The 16,314-nt window shown below is 43.0% G+C and carries 23 protein-coding genes; 9 read left to right on the plus strand and 14 right to left on the minus strand.

Annotated features, from left to right (window positions below):
• Positions 1-285 precede the first annotated feature (285 nt).
• Together QUA78_RS14770 and QUA78_RS14775 are read right to left on the minus strand one after the other, a co-directional pair.
• On the minus strand, positions 286-627 hold the full coding sequence (locus tag QUA78_RS14770) for a HepT-like ribonuclease domain-containing protein (protein WP_333300959.1): 342 nt from the start codon (positions 625-627) through the stop codon (positions 286-288).
• Positions 624-932 carry a nucleotidyltransferase domain-containing protein gene (locus QUA78_RS14775; RefSeq protein ID WP_333201268.1) on the minus strand — a complete coding sequence of 103 codons (309 nt, stop codon included), beginning with the start codon at positions 930-932 and terminating at the stop codon, positions 624-626. The genes QUA78_RS14770 and QUA78_RS14775 overlap by 4 nt, the downstream gene beginning before the upstream one ends.
• A gap of 238 nt (positions 933-1,170) precedes the next feature.
• On the opposite strand from QUA78_RS14775, the gene QUA78_RS14780 reads away from it, so the two are divergent.
• The 9 genes from QUA78_RS14780 to QUA78_RS14820 all read left to right on the plus strand — a co-directional run bounded on the left by QUA78_RS14780 (position 1,171) and on the right by QUA78_RS14820 (position 9,682).
• Positions 1,171-1,902, plus strand: a complete 732-nt coding sequence (locus tag QUA78_RS14780; protein ID WP_333300961.1) for a tetratricopeptide repeat protein — start codon at positions 1,171-1,173, stop codon at positions 1,900-1,902.
• A gap of 318 nt (positions 1,903-2,220) precedes the next feature.
• Positions 2,221-2,724, plus strand: coding sequence for a helix-turn-helix domain-containing protein (locus QUA78_RS14785; RefSeq protein WP_333300963.1), 504 nt, complete (start codon positions 2,221-2,223; stop codon positions 2,722-2,724).
• On the plus strand, positions 2,717-3,358 hold the full coding sequence (locus QUA78_RS14790; RefSeq protein WP_333300965.1) for a transposase: 642 nt from the start codon (positions 2,717-2,719) through the stop codon (positions 3,356-3,358). The genes QUA78_RS14785 and QUA78_RS14790 overlap by 8 nt, the downstream gene beginning before the upstream one ends.
• 134 nt (positions 3,359-3,492) lie before the next feature.
• On the plus strand, positions 3,493-3,939 hold the full coding sequence (locus QUA78_RS14795) for a hypothetical protein (protein WP_333300967.1): 447 nt from the start codon (positions 3,493-3,495) through the stop codon (positions 3,937-3,939).
• 96 nt (positions 3,940-4,035) lie between these two features.
• Positions 4,036-4,995 carry a PD-(D/E)XK nuclease family protein gene (locus QUA78_RS14800; protein WP_333300969.1) on the plus strand — a complete coding sequence of 320 codons (960 nt, stop codon included), beginning with the start codon at positions 4,036-4,038 and terminating at the stop codon, positions 4,993-4,995.
• A complete protein-coding gene (locus tag QUA78_RS14805) occupies positions 4,992-7,415 on the plus strand; it encodes a hypothetical protein (protein ID WP_333300971.1) in 2,424 nt (807 codons plus the stop codon). The genes QUA78_RS14800 and QUA78_RS14805 overlap by 4 nt, the downstream gene beginning before the upstream one ends.
• Positions 7,412-7,825, plus strand: a complete 414-nt coding sequence (locus QUA78_RS14810; protein ID WP_333300973.1) for a hypothetical protein — start codon at positions 7,412-7,414, stop codon at positions 7,823-7,825. The genes QUA78_RS14805 and QUA78_RS14810 overlap by 4 nt, the downstream gene beginning before the upstream one ends.
• Positions 7,826-7,828: 3 nt before the next feature.
• Positions 7,829-8,989, plus strand: a complete 1,161-nt coding sequence (locus QUA78_RS14815) for a hypothetical protein (RefSeq protein ID WP_333300974.1) — start codon at positions 7,829-7,831, stop codon at positions 8,987-8,989.
• A gap of 390 nt (positions 8,990-9,379) precedes the next feature.
• Positions 9,380-9,682, plus strand: coding sequence for a DUF4129 domain-containing protein (locus QUA78_RS14820; RefSeq protein ID WP_333300976.1), 303 nt, complete (start codon positions 9,380-9,382; stop codon positions 9,680-9,682).
• Between the two features lie 15 nt (positions 9,683-9,697).
• On the opposite strand, the gene QUA78_RS14825 is transcribed toward QUA78_RS14820, so the two are convergent.
• The 12 genes from QUA78_RS14825 to QUA78_RS14880 all read right to left on the minus strand — a co-directional run bounded on the left by QUA78_RS14825 (position 9,698) and on the right by QUA78_RS14880 (position 16,304).
• Positions 9,698-10,210: a hypothetical protein gene (locus QUA78_RS14825; RefSeq protein ID WP_333300977.1), complete on the minus strand. Its 513-nt coding sequence runs from the start codon at positions 10,208-10,210 to the stop codon at positions 9,698-9,700.
• Positions 10,211-10,234: 24 nt separating this feature from the next.
• The gene (locus tag QUA78_RS14830) at positions 10,235-10,729 is read right to left on the minus strand and encodes an HD domain-containing protein (protein ID WP_333300979.1); all 495 of its coding nucleotides are present in this window, start codon (positions 10,727-10,729) and stop codon (positions 10,235-10,237) included.
• Positions 10,730-10,768: 39 nt separating this feature from the next.
• Positions 10,769-11,146 carry a hypothetical protein gene (locus QUA78_RS14835; protein ID WP_333300980.1) on the minus strand — a complete coding sequence of 126 codons (378 nt, stop codon included), beginning with the start codon at positions 11,144-11,146 and terminating at the stop codon, positions 10,769-10,771.
• A gap of 66 nt (positions 11,147-11,212) precedes the next feature.
• Complete coding sequence (locus QUA78_RS14840; protein ID WP_333300982.1) at positions 11,213-11,725, minus strand: hypothetical protein; 513 nt, start codon at positions 11,723-11,725, stop codon at positions 11,213-11,215.
• Positions 11,709-11,936 carry a hypothetical protein gene (locus tag QUA78_RS14845; RefSeq protein WP_333300983.1) on the minus strand — a complete coding sequence of 76 codons (228 nt, stop codon included), beginning with the start codon at positions 11,934-11,936 and terminating at the stop codon, positions 11,709-11,711. The genes QUA78_RS14840 and QUA78_RS14845 overlap by 17 nt, the downstream gene beginning before the upstream one ends.
• Entirely contained in the window at positions 11,926-12,417 is a 492-nt protein-coding gene (locus QUA78_RS14850; RefSeq protein ID WP_333300985.1) for a hypothetical protein, read from the minus strand. Before QUA78_RS14850 ends, QUA78_RS14845 begins: the two co-directional genes overlap by 11 nt.
• Positions 12,372-12,494 carry a hypothetical protein gene (locus QUA78_RS14855; RefSeq protein ID WP_333300987.1) on the minus strand — a complete coding sequence of 41 codons (123 nt, stop codon included), beginning with the start codon at positions 12,492-12,494 and terminating at the stop codon, positions 12,372-12,374. Before QUA78_RS14855 ends, QUA78_RS14850 begins: the two co-directional genes overlap by 46 nt.
• An 82-nt stretch (positions 12,495-12,576) precedes the next feature.
• Positions 12,577-12,993, minus strand: coding sequence for a hypothetical protein (locus QUA78_RS14860; protein ID WP_333300988.1), 417 nt, complete (start codon positions 12,991-12,993; stop codon positions 12,577-12,579).
• An 805-nt stretch (positions 12,994-13,798) separates the two neighbouring features.
• Positions 13,799-14,890, minus strand: a complete 1,092-nt coding sequence (locus QUA78_RS14865; RefSeq protein ID WP_333300990.1) for an RNA-guided endonuclease TnpB family protein — start codon at positions 14,888-14,890, stop codon at positions 13,799-13,801.
• 18 nt (positions 14,891-14,908) lie between these two features.
• Positions 14,909-15,046 (minus strand): hypothetical protein, encoded by a 138-nt coding sequence (locus QUA78_RS14870; RefSeq protein WP_333300992.1) that lies wholly within the window; start codon positions 15,044-15,046, stop codon positions 14,909-14,911.
• A gap of 88 nt (positions 15,047-15,134) precedes the next feature.
• A complete protein-coding gene (locus QUA78_RS14875) occupies positions 15,135-15,608 on the minus strand; it encodes a hypothetical protein (RefSeq protein WP_333300994.1) in 474 nt (157 codons plus the stop codon).
• Positions 15,609-15,656: 48 nt separating this feature from the next.
• Positions 15,657-16,304 (minus strand): hypothetical protein, encoded by a 648-nt coding sequence (locus QUA78_RS14880; RefSeq protein WP_333300996.1) that lies wholly within the window; start codon positions 16,302-16,304, stop codon positions 15,657-15,659.
• Positions 16,305-16,314 lie beyond the last annotated feature (10 nt).

Consider the following 16,314-nt stretch of genomic DNA (forward strand, 5'->3'; position numbering starts at 1 on the left):
ATTGTCGCTCTCCCGGCAGCCATGTCCACACACCCTACCAAGATTGTCAGCTTGTCTCGGTATTCTTTATTTGGGAAAGCCGAGCGAAAAACCACGTACAACTGTCCTGAACCCGCAGCGAATTCAGTAACGCTTACAAGGCTTCCCGTAAATGCAGTCGATGTACACGACGAGCAGAATACCCAATCGTGAGTCCAGGGGCATTGAAGTCCCTAGACCAGGGGGCGCTTTTACGGTCATCAGAAACTCTTAGGAAAAACGCTGCTGCCAGAAACGCTGCTGAACTCACGTATCTAGCAACTCCTGTAAAATCTGTTGTACTGTTACCTTCAACGGAGGTAAATTATTCTGTACGATCACCCAAACTAGGTTTAGCGATACTCTGAAATATTCATGCACTACAAGATTCCTAAACGCTACAATTTGCGCCCAAGGCACGGACGAATATCGGCTAGTCAACTCGGACGATAACGCATTTGTTGCTTCTCCAATAATCTGCAGGTGATGAACAATCCAAATTTGGATTAATTCTTGATTATCAAATGCCTGCCTGCCTTGACTTGCATATCGCTCAATTGCGGCTATTGCATCTAATATATCTTGCAGCCGTTCCGCTTCTCGCCTCATAGTGGTACAGCTTCCTGCAAAACGCGCTCCCGAATGCGTTCTTTCAACATATCTACTGTGGCGATATCGACCTTGCGATTGAGCAGTTGTTCTAAATCAAGCAATAGTCCACCTGGAAACCAAGGCGTGATTTTTTCTAAATCGTAATCCACTAACAAATCAATATCGCTTTCTGGGGTCGCTTCCCCCCGCGCTACCGAACCGAATACGCGCACATTATAGGCTCCGTGCTTTTGGGCAATTGCTAGAATTTGCGATCGCTCACAATACAGTAATTCTTGAATGCCTAATCCTGTTTTGGTCATCAAACCCTCCTCAACGCCTTAAGATGGTGCCTCCCACACTGGGGTCATTGCTAGTTAATCAGCGAAAGTAGTAAATCTGTAAGCATTCAAAGCCCAGCTATCTGACATTGTAGAGTATTGTAGTATGCTCTCATAAGCTTTCAGAGTTAACAGGAGTTCATCTGGGAATGCAAATTGAACCCTACGACCCTCACCACCTTGATGCTGTTATTGGTCTTTTGCATGGGGGAGAAAATTTATGGATTTGGAAAAACTATTTCAAGCCGGAGATTTAGCACAGCAAGCTGGTGAATATGTTGAGGCTGAGTCAATATGGAGGCGTTTTCTGAAGCACGATCCTGATAATGCGTATGTCTACCTCAAGCTAGGAATGGCTTTGGATTATCAAGGTCAAGGTGAGAAAGCTATCTGGGCCTACCAAAACGCTATTAGGATTGCACCTAATTATTCAGCAGCTTACCTGAATATGGCTGCCACACTAGCCGAGTGGCAAAGATTTTCCGAGGCTATGACAGTCTATCAAAAAGCGATCGAGATTGATTCGAGCCAACCACAGGCTTTTGTTGGTCTTGGTATGGTACTTGTAAATCTAGAGAGATACGGCGAGGCAATTACTAATTTTCAACAGGCAATTCAGGTTGCTCCTCAATCTGCTGCTGCACATTACCATTTAGGTATTGCTTTGAATAAGCAGGGCAGATACGAAGATGCTATCACCGTACTTCAGTGCGCCACAGAACTGGCACCCTATTCGGCTGTTGTATATCAATACCTCGGACAATTACTTGGTAATCAAGGTCGATTTGATGCAGCAATTACAGCATTTGAAGAAGCGATCGAACTCGATCCAAGCTATGCGGCAGCTTACTATAACCTGGGATTTGTACTCAATGCTGTAGACAGAACGGAAGAAGGAAAAGCAGCCATCCAAAAAGCTTTGTTATTAACCCGTGAACAGACCGAGCAGTAAAAAGAGCAGTAGAGTCCTGTTCGGAACCCTATTTATAGCGGTTCTAATTAGAACTTCTAGAGATTACAGGTACGACCTATGTTGAGAAAGTAAAGTGTACCGCATCCTACCCTTCAACTTACTTTTGTAGAGAAAGGAAAGTCTTAGAACTGCCTACTAAAACACGAGCCAATCGTCTACCAATTTGAAGCATTTGAATTTTTCCACTTTGCAGATGCTGAAGGCTAGTACAGCTCGGCGTAAGTACACAGACTATATTTGTGGTAGAATAACATAGTTAGCTGAGACCCGTTTAGGTGGGTGATCGAGGAGTCAGAGATGGCCTTATTAATGCCTAAAATATTAAATTTAAGCGATGGCGAGCGTCATCAACTTCAGAAGTTGATCGACAAACACAAAACGCCCCAACAGCTAGTGCTACGAGCCAAAATAATTCTCATGGCATCAGATGGTCAAAACCATCGTGAAATAGCCCGAAGCCTAGAGATTAACCGACAGATGGCTCGCTTATGGCGAAACCGATGGTTGGAAAGCGAGGGAAAAGACTTATCGATTTTGCAAAGATTGCAAGATCAAGAGCGTGTTGGCGCACCAGTAAAATTTACCATGGAACAAGTAACTGAGTTATTTGCACTTGCCTGTTCCTCACCGTCCGATTATGGACGACCAATAAGTCATTGGACGGCGAGAGAACTGGCGGAGGAAATCATGAAACAAGGCATTATTGAAAGTATATCAGTCCGCCATGTTGGCAGATTATTAGAAGAAGCAGAACTTAAACCACACGCCTCGCGCTACTGGTTAACCCCCCCCTGTGGATGAAGAATTTGATGCAAAAGTTAAAGATATTACAGGCTTATATCTGACTGCGATTGAACGCAGTCAAAATGGAGAACACACTATATCGGTTGATGAGATGACAGGAATTCAAGCCATTGAGCGTCTCGAAAAAGACTTACCAATGCGACCCGCAAAAGTTGCAATTCGAGAGTTTGAATATATTCGTCATGGCACGCAGACCTTGATAGCGAATTTCAATATTGCGAATGGTAAGATTATCGAGCCAACTTGCGGAGATTCGAGAAAAGAATCCGATTTTGTACTGAATATTCGTCACATCATTGAAACTGACCCCGATGCCCAAAAATGGCATCTGATTATGGATTGTCTGAATACTCACCAATCTGAATCATTGGTGCGTTTGGTCGCAGAAAAAGAAGGCTTAGATATCGACCTCGGTATTAAGGGAAAAAGCGGCATACTTCAATCCATGAAATCTCGTGCTGTTTTTTTAAGTGACCCAACACATCAAATTGTTTTCCACTACACGCCAAAACATTCTTCGTGGCTTAATCAAATAGAGATTTGGTTCAGCATTTTAGTGCGGAAATTACTCAAGCATAGCAAGTTTCACCAGTCAGTACGATCTGAAAAATCGCATCCTCAATTTTATTAACTACTTTAATCAAACAATGGCAAAGCCTTTTAAGTGGACATATAAGGGTAAAGTCTTGGCGGTCTAATAGTCTGTGTATTTACGCCGAGCTGTACTAGGGAATTTAGACTGCAAACAATCAGAGGGGATTTGTTGTGAAATCTCGAAGATTGCAATCATGGTTCCGCGATCGCCACCAACACCTCAATTTTTGGGAAACTAAACCCAGACCAAAAACCTCAACACGCCCCATGCCCAAACTCCCTGAGTGCGATCGCTGTCTCCTCTACGGCCGCAACCCATACCTCATCTGTGCCGTGCATCCCACAGGCCCTAACACTAATACTTGCATTGACTTTCGAGAAAACCCTAACGCCGAACCGGAGGAACTGTGGGAACCCGAGGGCGCGACCTATTACAACGGCGAATTGATTCTGCAACCCCGGCAACGGTGGACACGAGAGCAACAATTAGAACTTTTGGACACGCACCCACTGTTTACCGGCCGATGTCCCCGGTGTGAACGCCCGTTCCCCCAGTATGAAACGCCCCCGGTTCATTGGGATTGTTCGGCTTGCGGGTGGATGGATGATTCGGTTTGAGGCGATGGTCGCAGCAGTGTACAGTAAGAAACAGTAGGAAGTAACCGTACTATTCATTAACACAAGAGCTATTGATTAAAAAAGGGGGTATAAAAATTGAAAAATAACTGGTCGGTTAGTCGTGCTCAAGTCCTGAATACTTGTGAACGACAATATTACTTCGACTATCTTGCACCTGCTAGAATTAACAGCCGAGATACTACACTCAAGGAAATAGCCTTTTTAAAAAAGCTAACAAATATCCCTATGTGGCAGGGAAATATTTTCCATTCTGTAGTTGCTAACTCCCTCAAACGTATTCTACGGAGAGACTCTTTGCTATCTAAAACATGGCTTAGGAGTTTAAAAAATAAGATAGAAAAAGAATGGGCTTTTTCTGAGAGTAGAAGTTTTCGCGAGACTCCTCAGTTAATTGACAAGGCTGGTGGATTAGCACTGTTTGAGCATGAATATGACCTGGAACTTTCAGCTAAAAACTCTCAGGTAATACTCCAGTTTCTCGAAGCATTAGTTAACCGATTTACTGCTTGGGTAGAACAGACCGAACTTACAAAAGCAGTTCAAAGTGCAAAGCAAATCTGGATTGAACCTAATATTTACGGTTCTCACGCACCAGGTTTTGTAATTGATAATGTCCAAGTCATAGCTAAAGTAGATCTCGCCTTGGTTACTCCCGATAAAAAATTCACGATTTTCGATTGGAAAACAGGGAACTCTTCATCAATACTATCAGGACGAAATTCGCAAGCGGAATTCCAAGTAAGTGTGTACCAACTTTGGCCTCACTTGACTTTAGAGTATCCTTTAGAAAGTATTAAGGCTCACGTAGTTTATTTTGGAAGCGATCCGGTAAAGCATGAGACATTTAAAATGGATCTAGAACAACGGGAATATACGCTTTCCTCCATACGTCGTAGTATTGCTTACGTTCAGCGATTTAGCAATAATGATGGTGAAATAAAATTTAGCTTAGAAGATTTTGATTTTGCTAACTCTGTTAGAATTTGTCAGCAATGCCAGTTTAAAAAACTTTGCCAAAGAGTGCTTGAAGTATGAATAAAATAGAACCAAATAGACACCTTGCAGCAACACTATATCCCTTACTAGGTCTTGAAAAGACACGTTACCGCTTTCGTCTATTGAAAGTGCTAGAGCAAGTACCGCAAGATAATAATAAATCTATCAGAATCCAACGGTGGGCTGATAGATTATGGCGTGAAGAATTGCGCTGCCCAGTTTATCCTACGACACGTTTTGATGGAACTGGATTTTTAATTCCTGATGGAAGTAGCCCTTCTGTAGGCCATACTGTGGAAATCACAGATGTGCCTGATAAGGTTTATCATATTGAAGTGACAGATAAAACCTTTGAAGTAACCATTGAAGAGGCTGTTGGAAGTGAGAGAGAGCTGGTCTGTCGAATGTTGGAAAGACCTTTTACAGATATTTTTCAGGCTTTTGAAGATAAATTTTGGCGGTCTGATTGGACATTATTTTTTCGTCAAGTTCCTGAGAACGAAGGAGTAGAAAGAGATATTATTAATGCTTACCGCGGACTAAAATTTGGTATTGTTTTATTGCAAGATGGCGGGATTCACTTGGCTGCTGATATACGAACGAAATACGTTAGCAAAAAATCTCTACAAGAGTATACGGAGGAGGAAAAGCAGAATATTTTACAAAAACACCTGGATTTAACCATTCGAGCTGATGAAAGGGCTTATTTTTTACGTGATAATAATGCTGTAAAAATTCCGTGTCGTTATACAGGAAATACAGAAAAAACTATCAATGAGTATACTTTTGATTTGCCAGAAAAAACTATATACGAATACTATTGTTCCCGCTATCCAAATATCACCGTTCATCCCAAGGAAGCAGCAATTCTTGTACAAGATCGGGCAAAAGAAACATCTATAGCAGTACCTATTTCGCGTCTTTTTCCTATTTTCACAACCGAATATGAAGGAATTCGGAAATGCTCAATTCGTTCTCAGATGGCTCCAGACGAACGAGTCAATACTATCTCAACCTTCCTTAACGAACTGTCTGACGTGAAATATGAAGATATATCAGTTTCCATTCAGCAGTCTTACTTAAAAAAAGAAAGAACCATTTTTATTCCTCCGCGCTTAGAACTTGGAAAGGGTGAAATTCATAAGCCATTTCCTAATGGTTCAGTTCCTCCTAAGACAAATCAGCTCTTCGATAAGCGGATTATGGGTTGGGCATCAAGTAAGCTATCAACACTTTATAGAAATGGAGCATACCACAATGAGCCGATTCCTAACTTAATTCTGTTATATCCACAAATACTTGAGAGGGACACTCGCGAGACTTTTGTGCGAGACTTACAGGATGAAATTAAACAACAGACAGGACAATCTCCTCAGATTGTCCAGCAACGAGCGTATCAAATTGGGCGCCACGAACGTAGGGGAAGCTCATTGCTTCGTATGTTGGCAGAGGTACGATCGAGCAATTCTAAATCTTTAGCAATTATTGTTCTATGGGATCAGTTCTTAGAAACCGTACATGGTGAATTGAAGGAAGCCCTCAGCCCCGTTCTGTCCCAATGCGTGACTGAAAGAGTAGTTTGGAACATTGCAAGGAAACACAATTCTCAACTGGCTGCGAGTCAGTTACAGAATCTAGCTCTAGCGGTATCAACTGAAGCTGGTATCCAACCCTGGGTTATAGCAGATCCGTTACATCACGATTTGCACATTGGTATCGATTTGCTGTTTGGCAAAGTTGGATATCATTTTCTCTACGGAACAGGTGGAAGGCTAATCCAGCAACACTTCGGGAACTCTACCGTAAGAGGGCGAATGCACGAAGCTATCAAGAAGCCAGAGTTACGCAAGCGTCTTGAGGAAACTATTCGGTCTATCGTTCAAGATGGTCATCAAATTAAAAGCATTATTATTCATCGGGATGGTCGGTGGTGGCCTAGTGAAAGCTTAGCGCTCCAAGAAACAGTAGCACGTCTAAAAAAGGAGGATATTTTACCAGAAGATTTTCGCTGTGCCGTCGTAGAAATTCGTAAGAGTCACTTACCTGTGCGTTTGTTTACTGTGGTAGAGGAAAATAGCCGAGAATTCCTGCAAAATACGCTGTTTGGGACTTACTTGATTTTAGATTCGCAAAGGATTATCCTAACCACTACGGGTAGACCTGGAACATGGGATAGTTCGCGTGGTAAAACAGCCAGCAATTTACTCTTGGAAGTTGTGGAAACCATTGGTAATTTTAACCTCCAAGATATTGCAGAAGATGCGTATTATCTTACACACCTAAATTGGAACGCGCCAAATATCGAGATTGCACTTCCAGTAACCATCCGGTGGACGGATCAAGCTCTGCGCGAAACGTTCCGCCCGCAAATTGAGGAGGAAGATGAAGAAGAGTTACAAGAAATTGAATCTGATAATTTAGATGATACAATCCTTAATAAGGAGGAAGCGAACTTATGAGCAAATTAGGGTTCGTATCTGGACATCTCGATCGCGAGCAGCAACTGCTCCGCGAACTAAACTCAGCTCTACTGGCGCTAGAGGCTGAAGCCCTGGGTAAAACTGTTGACCTGGGTTTTTCAGATGAAGATGTATTGAGCAGCCGGCATATCCTTCACAATTTTGTCAATCGTCTGGAAGCGGTACTGGGAGAAGGTCAAGCCATTCCAACAGATATTCAGGTGCTTGTCTATCGGATTAAGAATCACAAGAAGCCTCTGGAAGACTGGCAGCAGGATCTTAAAAAGCTTGCTAACAGATTACAAGCTTCCGAGCAACTAAGAGATGCAGATATGCCAATTCTAGAAGACATTCTCTCACTTTTAGATAGCCAATTTGCTGAAGACCTCCAGCGCCTTTATTTCCGTTAAGCTATGGCAAATTTGGAGTATCTCAAAGCCAAGACCGCTGAATACGCAGTCGTTTTATTTCGACTTAATAAAGAGCTTCAGACTCTTGGAAGTAAAAAAGTAGAACATCAATGGTTGGTAAATTATCTCCAAGGGCAGCTAGAACAGGCACAGACTCTTCACAAACGCCTTCAGTCGATTGTAGAAATTGGTCATTCAAGGCTGCTTCCTAGAGCACTTCCGATTATTCATGACATTGAATTTTCTACTTTTATCATTAACTATCATTACTTACCAGCACTTCAGAAGGAAAGCGAAGCTGACTTAGCTTTAAGAAAACTTCTCCTCTTAAGCGCAGAGCGATGTGGTCTTTTTTGGATCAAGGATATCGCTGTAAACCTGGAGGGTCCACTCGCTATTCTTCCAACTCCACCAGAGGCTCCACTAATTACTGCACCACCACAACAGGCAGTTTCACTATTAGAAATGCCTGGGCTCTATCATGAGCTGGGACATGATGTTTTTCAGAAATTTCACGAAATAGCTGAAAATCTCGGTATCTTAGTTTACTTACACTTCAATGAGTTGCGCCAGAAGTCTGGACGAATAACTCCTGAGCGAAAAATTGAACGGAATCAACAAATTGACCAAGCAGTGCAGTATTGGAATACAGACAGATTGAATGAAATTTTCTGTGACATTTTCGGCACTTTTGCTTGTGGAGCAGCTCACTACATCTCATGTGTCGATATGGGACTTCGGTCGGGCCACAAGCCCTTCGATGTTGATTTGGGGGACGAACATCCGCCTTTGTCAGCACGAGTATATGCTTGCTATAAAGCACTGACTCCTAACCAACAAAACGAACAGAGTGTAATTACAATAGGTTGCGCCTGGGAGAACTACAAAAAAGCTTATCCCCAAGAATATGATTTCAACTTTATCTGTTCAGAGGCTCTATTAGACCTTATAGTAAAAGTAGCTATTGATAATATTCAGAATTTTTTACCAGATTCGCAGCGCTATGAAGTCCCGTTACCGGAAAATAGTCAAATTCAGGAGATTCCGTTAAATACCTCGCTAGAAGATATTCTAAATCGGGGAGTTCATATTCTCCTGACTTGTCCAGAGTCCTACGAAGCTTGGGAAGCTAAAGCATTTAAAATATTAGGATTTTGTGATTAACATAGCTGTAGTTAAAGGCAGTTTTCTAAAAGAGAACTTTTTGATGATTTCTACTTATATTTCTCGTTAAACTTAGTGTGCAAGTGAATAGGTAAAGCCAAAATACACACTGTTCGAGAACGCAGTGTAAAGAAATACGTACCCCATCGCTACTCCCAGTCAGGCAAGCGAAATAGCGAAGTTGTGTAGCCACTGGTTTTCAAGTTTCCTCACCAACACTCGTCATCCCAGGAATCACCAACTAAAAAACCCAGGGGGCGCCGGGACTGTGTGCGCTCGTCAAGCGAGTTTCTGCTGCTGTCTATTTTGTGTGCTCTCACTTGGCGATCGCTCAAGAGTCAGACAAGCGTGAAATGATGGTGAGGCACTAAGAAATATGGAATACAGAAAATGACTGACTCGCCGCTCGAACAAATCGATTTGCTGGACACCGACTACGCTGACATCCTCGCCAACAGCAGCCATCCCCCATTCGAGCTGCAACTGGTGAGGTTGGGGATTGACCCGGCAAAAGCGCGCACCGCCACCAACTTCATCGCCCTAATGCGCCAAAAACCGGACACTCCCGAAGGATGGGCAGCTTTAACCGAGGCTTGGGAAGAGGCTTGTGGCTTCGAGCCCGAACTCGAACACTTGCAACTGCTCGTACAATTGCTGTGGAACAATCAAAGGAACGATGCAAGCGATAGATAATCCGCAGCGTTGAGTTCACCGCAATAAGTTAGCAAAAGCATCAATCGGCAATCCATCTTTGAGCAGCGAGAATTTCTCGATATAATTGCCATCAAATATGCTGAGATTATCCATGCGAGTGCGGGTTGCTAAAACAGACTCTACCCATGCTGTAGAGAGCGGAACTCCAAAATAGCAACCGGGAGAATCCCAAGTTGGGTCGATAGCGTATCCATCGGGTGTGAGCAACCAAGCATGGCTAATTGGAAATCCAACATCGGCATGAAGGGCGTATCCTTCGACGTAGGTGAGGCTGTTATCGGCAAATGCTAACTGTTGGCAATTCCAGTAACCAAACTTCGGTGCGCCACATTCGATCGTTTCGGGTAGCGCCTGGGGTTCCATAATGAAGCCGCAGTCTAGGACTAATTCTTCATAGCGTTGATACTTCCAATTTGCTCTGGCGAGCGGTACTTCGATTGCTGCAACTACACTTTCTAAGTAGCGCTTTATCTGCTCTCCTGAGACGGTTTTGGTGAGGGTATTCACGGTAAATTTCCTGTTCTATTGAGTTTACTTGTTCGAGCTTTCCAATCGATTCCACAAGGGCATTAGTTCGACATCTTGGGGATTGTACAGCAGTTCTTTGAATAGGGGAAACTCTTTGACGTACATTTTATAGAGCTTGGGATTGCTTTGGAGGCTAGCTTCGGTGTTAGCGATTCTATCAGCCAATTTAACAATCAAAGCTTTTTTGTTGGACTGAATTTTTAAGGCAGTTTTACGAAAGCGATCGACTCTATTTCCCCCCGGCTCACTGGTTACAGCCCACACAATATCGGTCGTTTCTTCCCCAAATTCAGACACAAGCATCTCATAAGTTGTTGGCGTATCTTCTAGCGTATCGTGGAGCCATCCTGCTGCTGCAATCGCTTCATCGCCTGCATACCCGAATTCAGCCAGCAATTGAGATACTTGAGCTAGATGGTACGAGTAGGGACGATCGCCGTATTTTTGAGTGCCGTGTTGGGCAATTGCAAATTCTTTAGCTGCGTCTGCGATATTCATTGAATCCACCCCCTTCAACCATCTTTTATGCTGCGCCTGTTATTGTTGTTTAACTCGCTTAGTTTGCTTCCTTTCTTTTAACCGCCAATCTTTGTTTAAGTACCCCAAATCGCCTCGTTGCATCCTATCTAAAACTTCATCTTCCCAATTGCTAGGAAAATACTGCTTGATTAGTTCGACGTGTTCGATTTCCTGTTTAGTCAGCCACCACTGCCGACCCGCAAATCTCATAGGGGATGTGAGCTGCTTGTTTACCTCAAGGTACTGCTGTAATTCAGCAATCTCATTCTCATTCAACCCGTAGGCTTCTGCTTCTTTCTGCCACTCCGTCCAACTCATGTGCGTGTGAGAAGGCAAACTGGATAAAAAATCGTGAGTTAGTTCGTCCAGCTCCATAGTGTTGATGTAATTAGTCATTCCTAATTTCCTCTTTTGTGGATTGATAATTAGAGTTGATGGGCATGGTCTTTAAGTAATGGAAAGTTAAGCAAGAGCCTCTGCCGGAAATCCTTGTTTGAAAATCGAAAAATCTTCGAGATGATTCCCCTGCAAAATGCTCAATTCATCACTGTACCCCTTCTGCTTTCGAGAATCCCAAATTGATTTTACCCACGATGTCGCCAGGGGAATGCCCAAATAACAGCAGCCGGGAGTTTCCCAAGTCGGGTCGATGACGTATCCGTTGGCATCGAGCAGCCAAGAATGATGCAGCGGGATAGACACGCCTTGCGCCATTGCATAACCCTCCACGTAAGTGAGGCTGCGGTTTTTTAAGAGTAAGCGCTGGCAGTTGGCGTAGCACAATCTCGGTTGACCTTGTTTGATGTTTTTGGGTAGCGGTTTGGGTTCCATCACCCTTCCGCACTCTAAAACCAATTCCTCAAAGCCCCGGTACTTCCAATTCGTTCTGCCGGGTACTTTTTTCATGACAGCAACTAAATCTTGCAAGTATCCTTTGAATTGCTCTATATCGGTAGTTTCAGTTGGATTGTTCATCGCTTTGTTGTTCGGTTACTTCGGTTACTTTGTTTGACATCGCCACCAACAATTGATATTTGCCAATCAAATTGTTAACTTTGGAAGCATCCACATTCGTGTGCGAACCTATTGCCTTGCCTTCTTTGACCCGGCGCGCAATTATCTGCAACGATTCCTCTAATTGTTCGATTTCTGACAGTAATGTTGCCTTAATTGTTTCAACGTCCACAATCTCCTCCTGATTGTTGTTCCAGATTCATCAACTTTCCCAGCTTCCGGTTGAGCAAATCGGCATCACTTTCATCCTCACATCGCTCCTTCTCTAACCATTCTAGAATCTCAGGCTTGGGGCGAAACGAGTACACGGGGCGCTTGCTATCGTACTTAGCTTTGGCTTCTTTGATAACGCTTGGATTATTGGTATGCCATTGTTGCTGCGCTGAGATTTCCACAACTTCGATCTCAGTCCACCGGGCTTGGATTTTTTCACCTTGCCGCCCCACCAAAACATGAGATTCAAGATACTTTTTAGCACCCCGTTCCGTTTTCCATTTCTTTGCTCCTTCCAAAGTAGCCGAATCAATGGCGTTGTATTCGGGATTTCCCTGCGTTTCGGTGGCATAGCGCACTTTGCTATCCTTTTTGAATCTGATGGCGTACAAGCTCAACTCGCAGCCTCCTGCAACCGCTGCTGAACGATCGCCATACATTGATAGTTCAATTGAATTGACCCATTAGGAACTAGGAATTGTTCTAACTTTTCGGATGTCCAGGAATTTTTAGGCATTTTTTTTCCTTTGTTCTATTTTTACGATGGCAACCTCATATTGATTATAAACATTAGCGCCACGAATTCCGGGTGTCACATATCACGACATAAATTTCAAGGCACTGTCAGATGTTTTGAATTGCTTGGCATTTTGTATCTCGTTGCTAAGGTCAAGTTTAAAGCCATTAGTTAATTCTGTAACATAGAAGTAACTCTCTTTAGTACCAAAACGAATAACGTAGTACATTTTGTTGCTTCTTCCTTGCGTAACGCGAATGAAGAAGCCGCTCGAAAGCACTAAATCTATTTGCTTTTCAATCCAGTCCAGTGTTGATAGTTCGAGTGATTCAGCTAAAGTATATTCCCAACCGCCGTAAAGTCGTTCGGCAACTGTCGCATAAATAACTCCTTTTGCATCGGTAATATTCCACCGAGCGCTGTCTGCATTAACAAGCCTGAACTCTTTTGTAGCAATAATGGACTGCAAAGTTTCCAGAAGAGGCTTGTTTATTGTCATTTATCTGCCCTTTAACGCAAAAAGTATTTTCTACTAATTTATCGAGGGTAGCGCACTTGGACATCCTTTTTGAATGTGGTGGCGTACAAGCTCAACTCGCAGCCTCCTGCAACCGCTGCTGCTGATAGCGTTCCCAAGCCCGCACCGCCAATTCTTCAAAATAAGTGTCAGGGTATTCGGGTGAGAAAGCCTCGGAACTATGATTCCGATAAGCCTGTTCTGCTGCTTTTTCTACTTGGGTGCGAGCTATCAGAAACAGCTCTTGATGTTCAGGCGAACCTATTTCTGCTTCTGCGATTACTACGTAACCGTTGGGGTATTAAGCAACAGCTTTGTCAGCACCCCTGCGCGTTTTCCAGCGTTTAGCACTCGACAAAGTATGGGCGTAGTAAAACTGGTCGGGTTGTCTGATGGATTGAGCTACAAACATAATCTGTGTTCTTCTCTACTATGTGGCAACCAAGCTTTAGATAGCGCCTACTTAAAGCTTAATTGTGTTGCAACTTAACCGACTAGCGGACTCGATACTCGGTTTCTAGGTACTGGATTATGAGCGTCCATTTGGCTTTACAGAACTCCAAAAACTCTGGAAACTTTTCTTCAGGAATTCTGAAACCGGCTTGGCGTGCAAAATAGTAACAAGAGCCATCAAAAAGAGCTCTTCCTCCTCTATCTCGGTATACTCTGTACACCTGCTTCGTGAAACTTATCTAAACTTGTCTAAACTCATTTTTAGACACAATTCGAGTTCACTTCCTACGCTGTTGGGTAGACGGCTAATCCCAAGATAAGTAGGCTATTCCCCTCAAGCCGAGGGTTCCCAATTTAAAATATTCAAACTTGCGTTAAAATCCCGATCCAAAGATATGCCACAAGCAGGACAGTCGAAAGTCCGAACGCTTAGTGGCATATCTTTTTTGTTGCCACAATTCGAGCAAGTTTTGGTACTAGGAAACCACTGGTCTACCAGTACCAAATTAGCTCCATACATTTGGCACTTATAATCGAGTTGACGTTTAAATTCGTAAAACCCAAGGTCAGATATTGCTCCAGCTAACTTATGATTCGCCATCATTCCTTTGACGTTTAAATTTTCAATCTTAATTAGCTTAAAAGTTTTAGCTAAATAAGTGGTCAACTTGTGGAGGAAATCTAAGCGAATGCGAGCTATCCGTGCGTGGAGTCGGCTAATTTTCTTGTAGGTTTTACGCTGGTTTCGAGAGCCTTTTACCTGTTTAGATGCTTTGCGCTGCAAGGTAGCAAGCTTGGTTTTCGCTTGCTTCAACGGTTTTGGTGCATCAAAAACCTGCTGGGTTGACAGTGTAGCAAATGACTTGATGCCGATGTCAATTCCTACAGAACCTTCAGACTGCTGAACCGGGAGACGTTCTGCATCAATGCAGAAAGAAACAAACCACCGATTTCCTTCTTTTGAAATCGTAAAAGTTTGAGACACGTAAGCGCATTCTAATGGTTCAACAAGTCGAAAAGTTCCCAATGTAGGAATCTTAATAGTTCTGCCAGCATTTAGCAAAACTTTGCCGTTAGACGAATCAACTGAAAAAGATTGACCGTCTCGACGACTAGCGAATTTCGGATGACCTGCTTTTCCAGAACGATATCGACTAAACGCATCCTTCAAGTCAATCAAAGCATTTTGGTAAACTCGGCTAGACAATTGGTTCATCCAAGCGAATTCAGGCTGTTTCTTGACATGATTGGTGAGAACTTTTCTGACTTCAGTGAGTATCCTTGAGTCCGTGAATTGCCCTTCACTATACATTTGAGTCCGCAAACTTAACCCAAAGTTAAATACTACACGCCGGAATCCTGCGTGTTTTGCCATCAACGTCGCTTCCTTGTTATTTAATTTTAGCGCCCGCTTGACAGCAAACATGAAACTTCCTCTCGGTGATTAACTGTGAATAAGTTTAGCAAAGTATTTGGCACTTAAGTTTTGCTCTTGCATTGTTAACCCTGCTACGAGTTCTAATTCATCATCCGCAGGGATGGGCAAGCTTTGGGCATCTTCCCAAGTGACTGGTACTTTCATTGATTGTTTTCCTCATTTTGGTTGTAATGATTCTACCTGCAAGGCATTTAAACCTTGAGTAAATGTCTGAATTATTGAACGTATTTAGTCATGAAACACCCTCCCTTGTAATAAGTTTTAAAATTTCCACCTTTAAACCCAATTCTGAATGGATAGTTTTCAAGCAATTCTCTGCCAGTCTTTTGTGTGGCTGCGTTCCTGCTTTCACAAAAAAGTAAATGCTGAGAATGTCTGCCTCATCTAAACTTCGCATTAGAGCGATCGCCTCGCTGCTGTAGGCTCTGGGATACACCACAAACCGAGAATCCAGCTCATCCCAAACGCACTTGACTTTAGTTGCGCCGAGAACATCTTGGAGGTCATCCACTATCGCAGATGGGCCCGACCAAAAGAAGCGACCATCATAATGAGTGACTGGCAACTGAGCTGCTGCCATGTCCAAGCAAAATTGGCGGTGTTCTGGTTCCGAGTATCTGTTAGCTATTCCCATAACCGCGCTTCCTGGGGGTGGCCCAAGGCTATTGCCACCGAGTACCGTATCGTATTGATTGGGTTGATTCATTTTGTTGCTCTTTGTTGTTTCTGTTTTGACTATTAAATTGAGGGAGTGTTAGGAATTTACGAAAGAGGTTGCGAGGATTTTAGCAATAGTAATTTGCTGTTCCGGGGTCAGATTCCATTTCCAGTAGTTTGCTGTAAAATCTTCTAGCAATTGCTGAGAGATAATAGCTTCGCTCACCTCATCATCAGGAGGTAAAGCTAAAAACTCAGGATTTTTACCTGTAAGTAATTCAAATTCAATACCCTTGACCTCAAAGCGATCTGAATTGATATTAGTAATTTCTGCCAACTCCCAATCAAATGAGAACCTTTTGTAAATCCTGACTGGGGTACCGATAGAAGATGATAGGAAAAATTCCATCACTTGCTTTTCAGCTTCGCGTCCGTATAGGTAAATTTTCCTTTTATTATCTTCAACAATGTAAGTTCGCCTTCTTTGCTCCTCTTCAGAGATGTGACTTTGAACCTCAGCTTCAGTTAGTGCAATCACGTCTATTTCATAGCCTGCTTTCTGCAATGAGTCATACCCAGATTCATTGCAATATTTGTGAACTCGCTTGAGTGCATCCCAAGCCCCTTTGTGTGTTTTGAATGGAGTAGCTTCGGAAAAAGAGAGACACTGTATCCATACACCATTTGAATTGCGATAAGAAAAAAAAGTTTTGCCCTCTAATTTGAGTTGAACTAAATACAGCATTATTTTCTAA

Origin of the sequence: Microcoleus sp. K4-B3 (assembly GCF_036704615.1) — a bacterium.
Taxonomy (GTDB): Bacteria; Cyanobacteriota; Cyanobacteriia; order Cyanobacteriales; family Microcoleaceae; genus Microcoleus.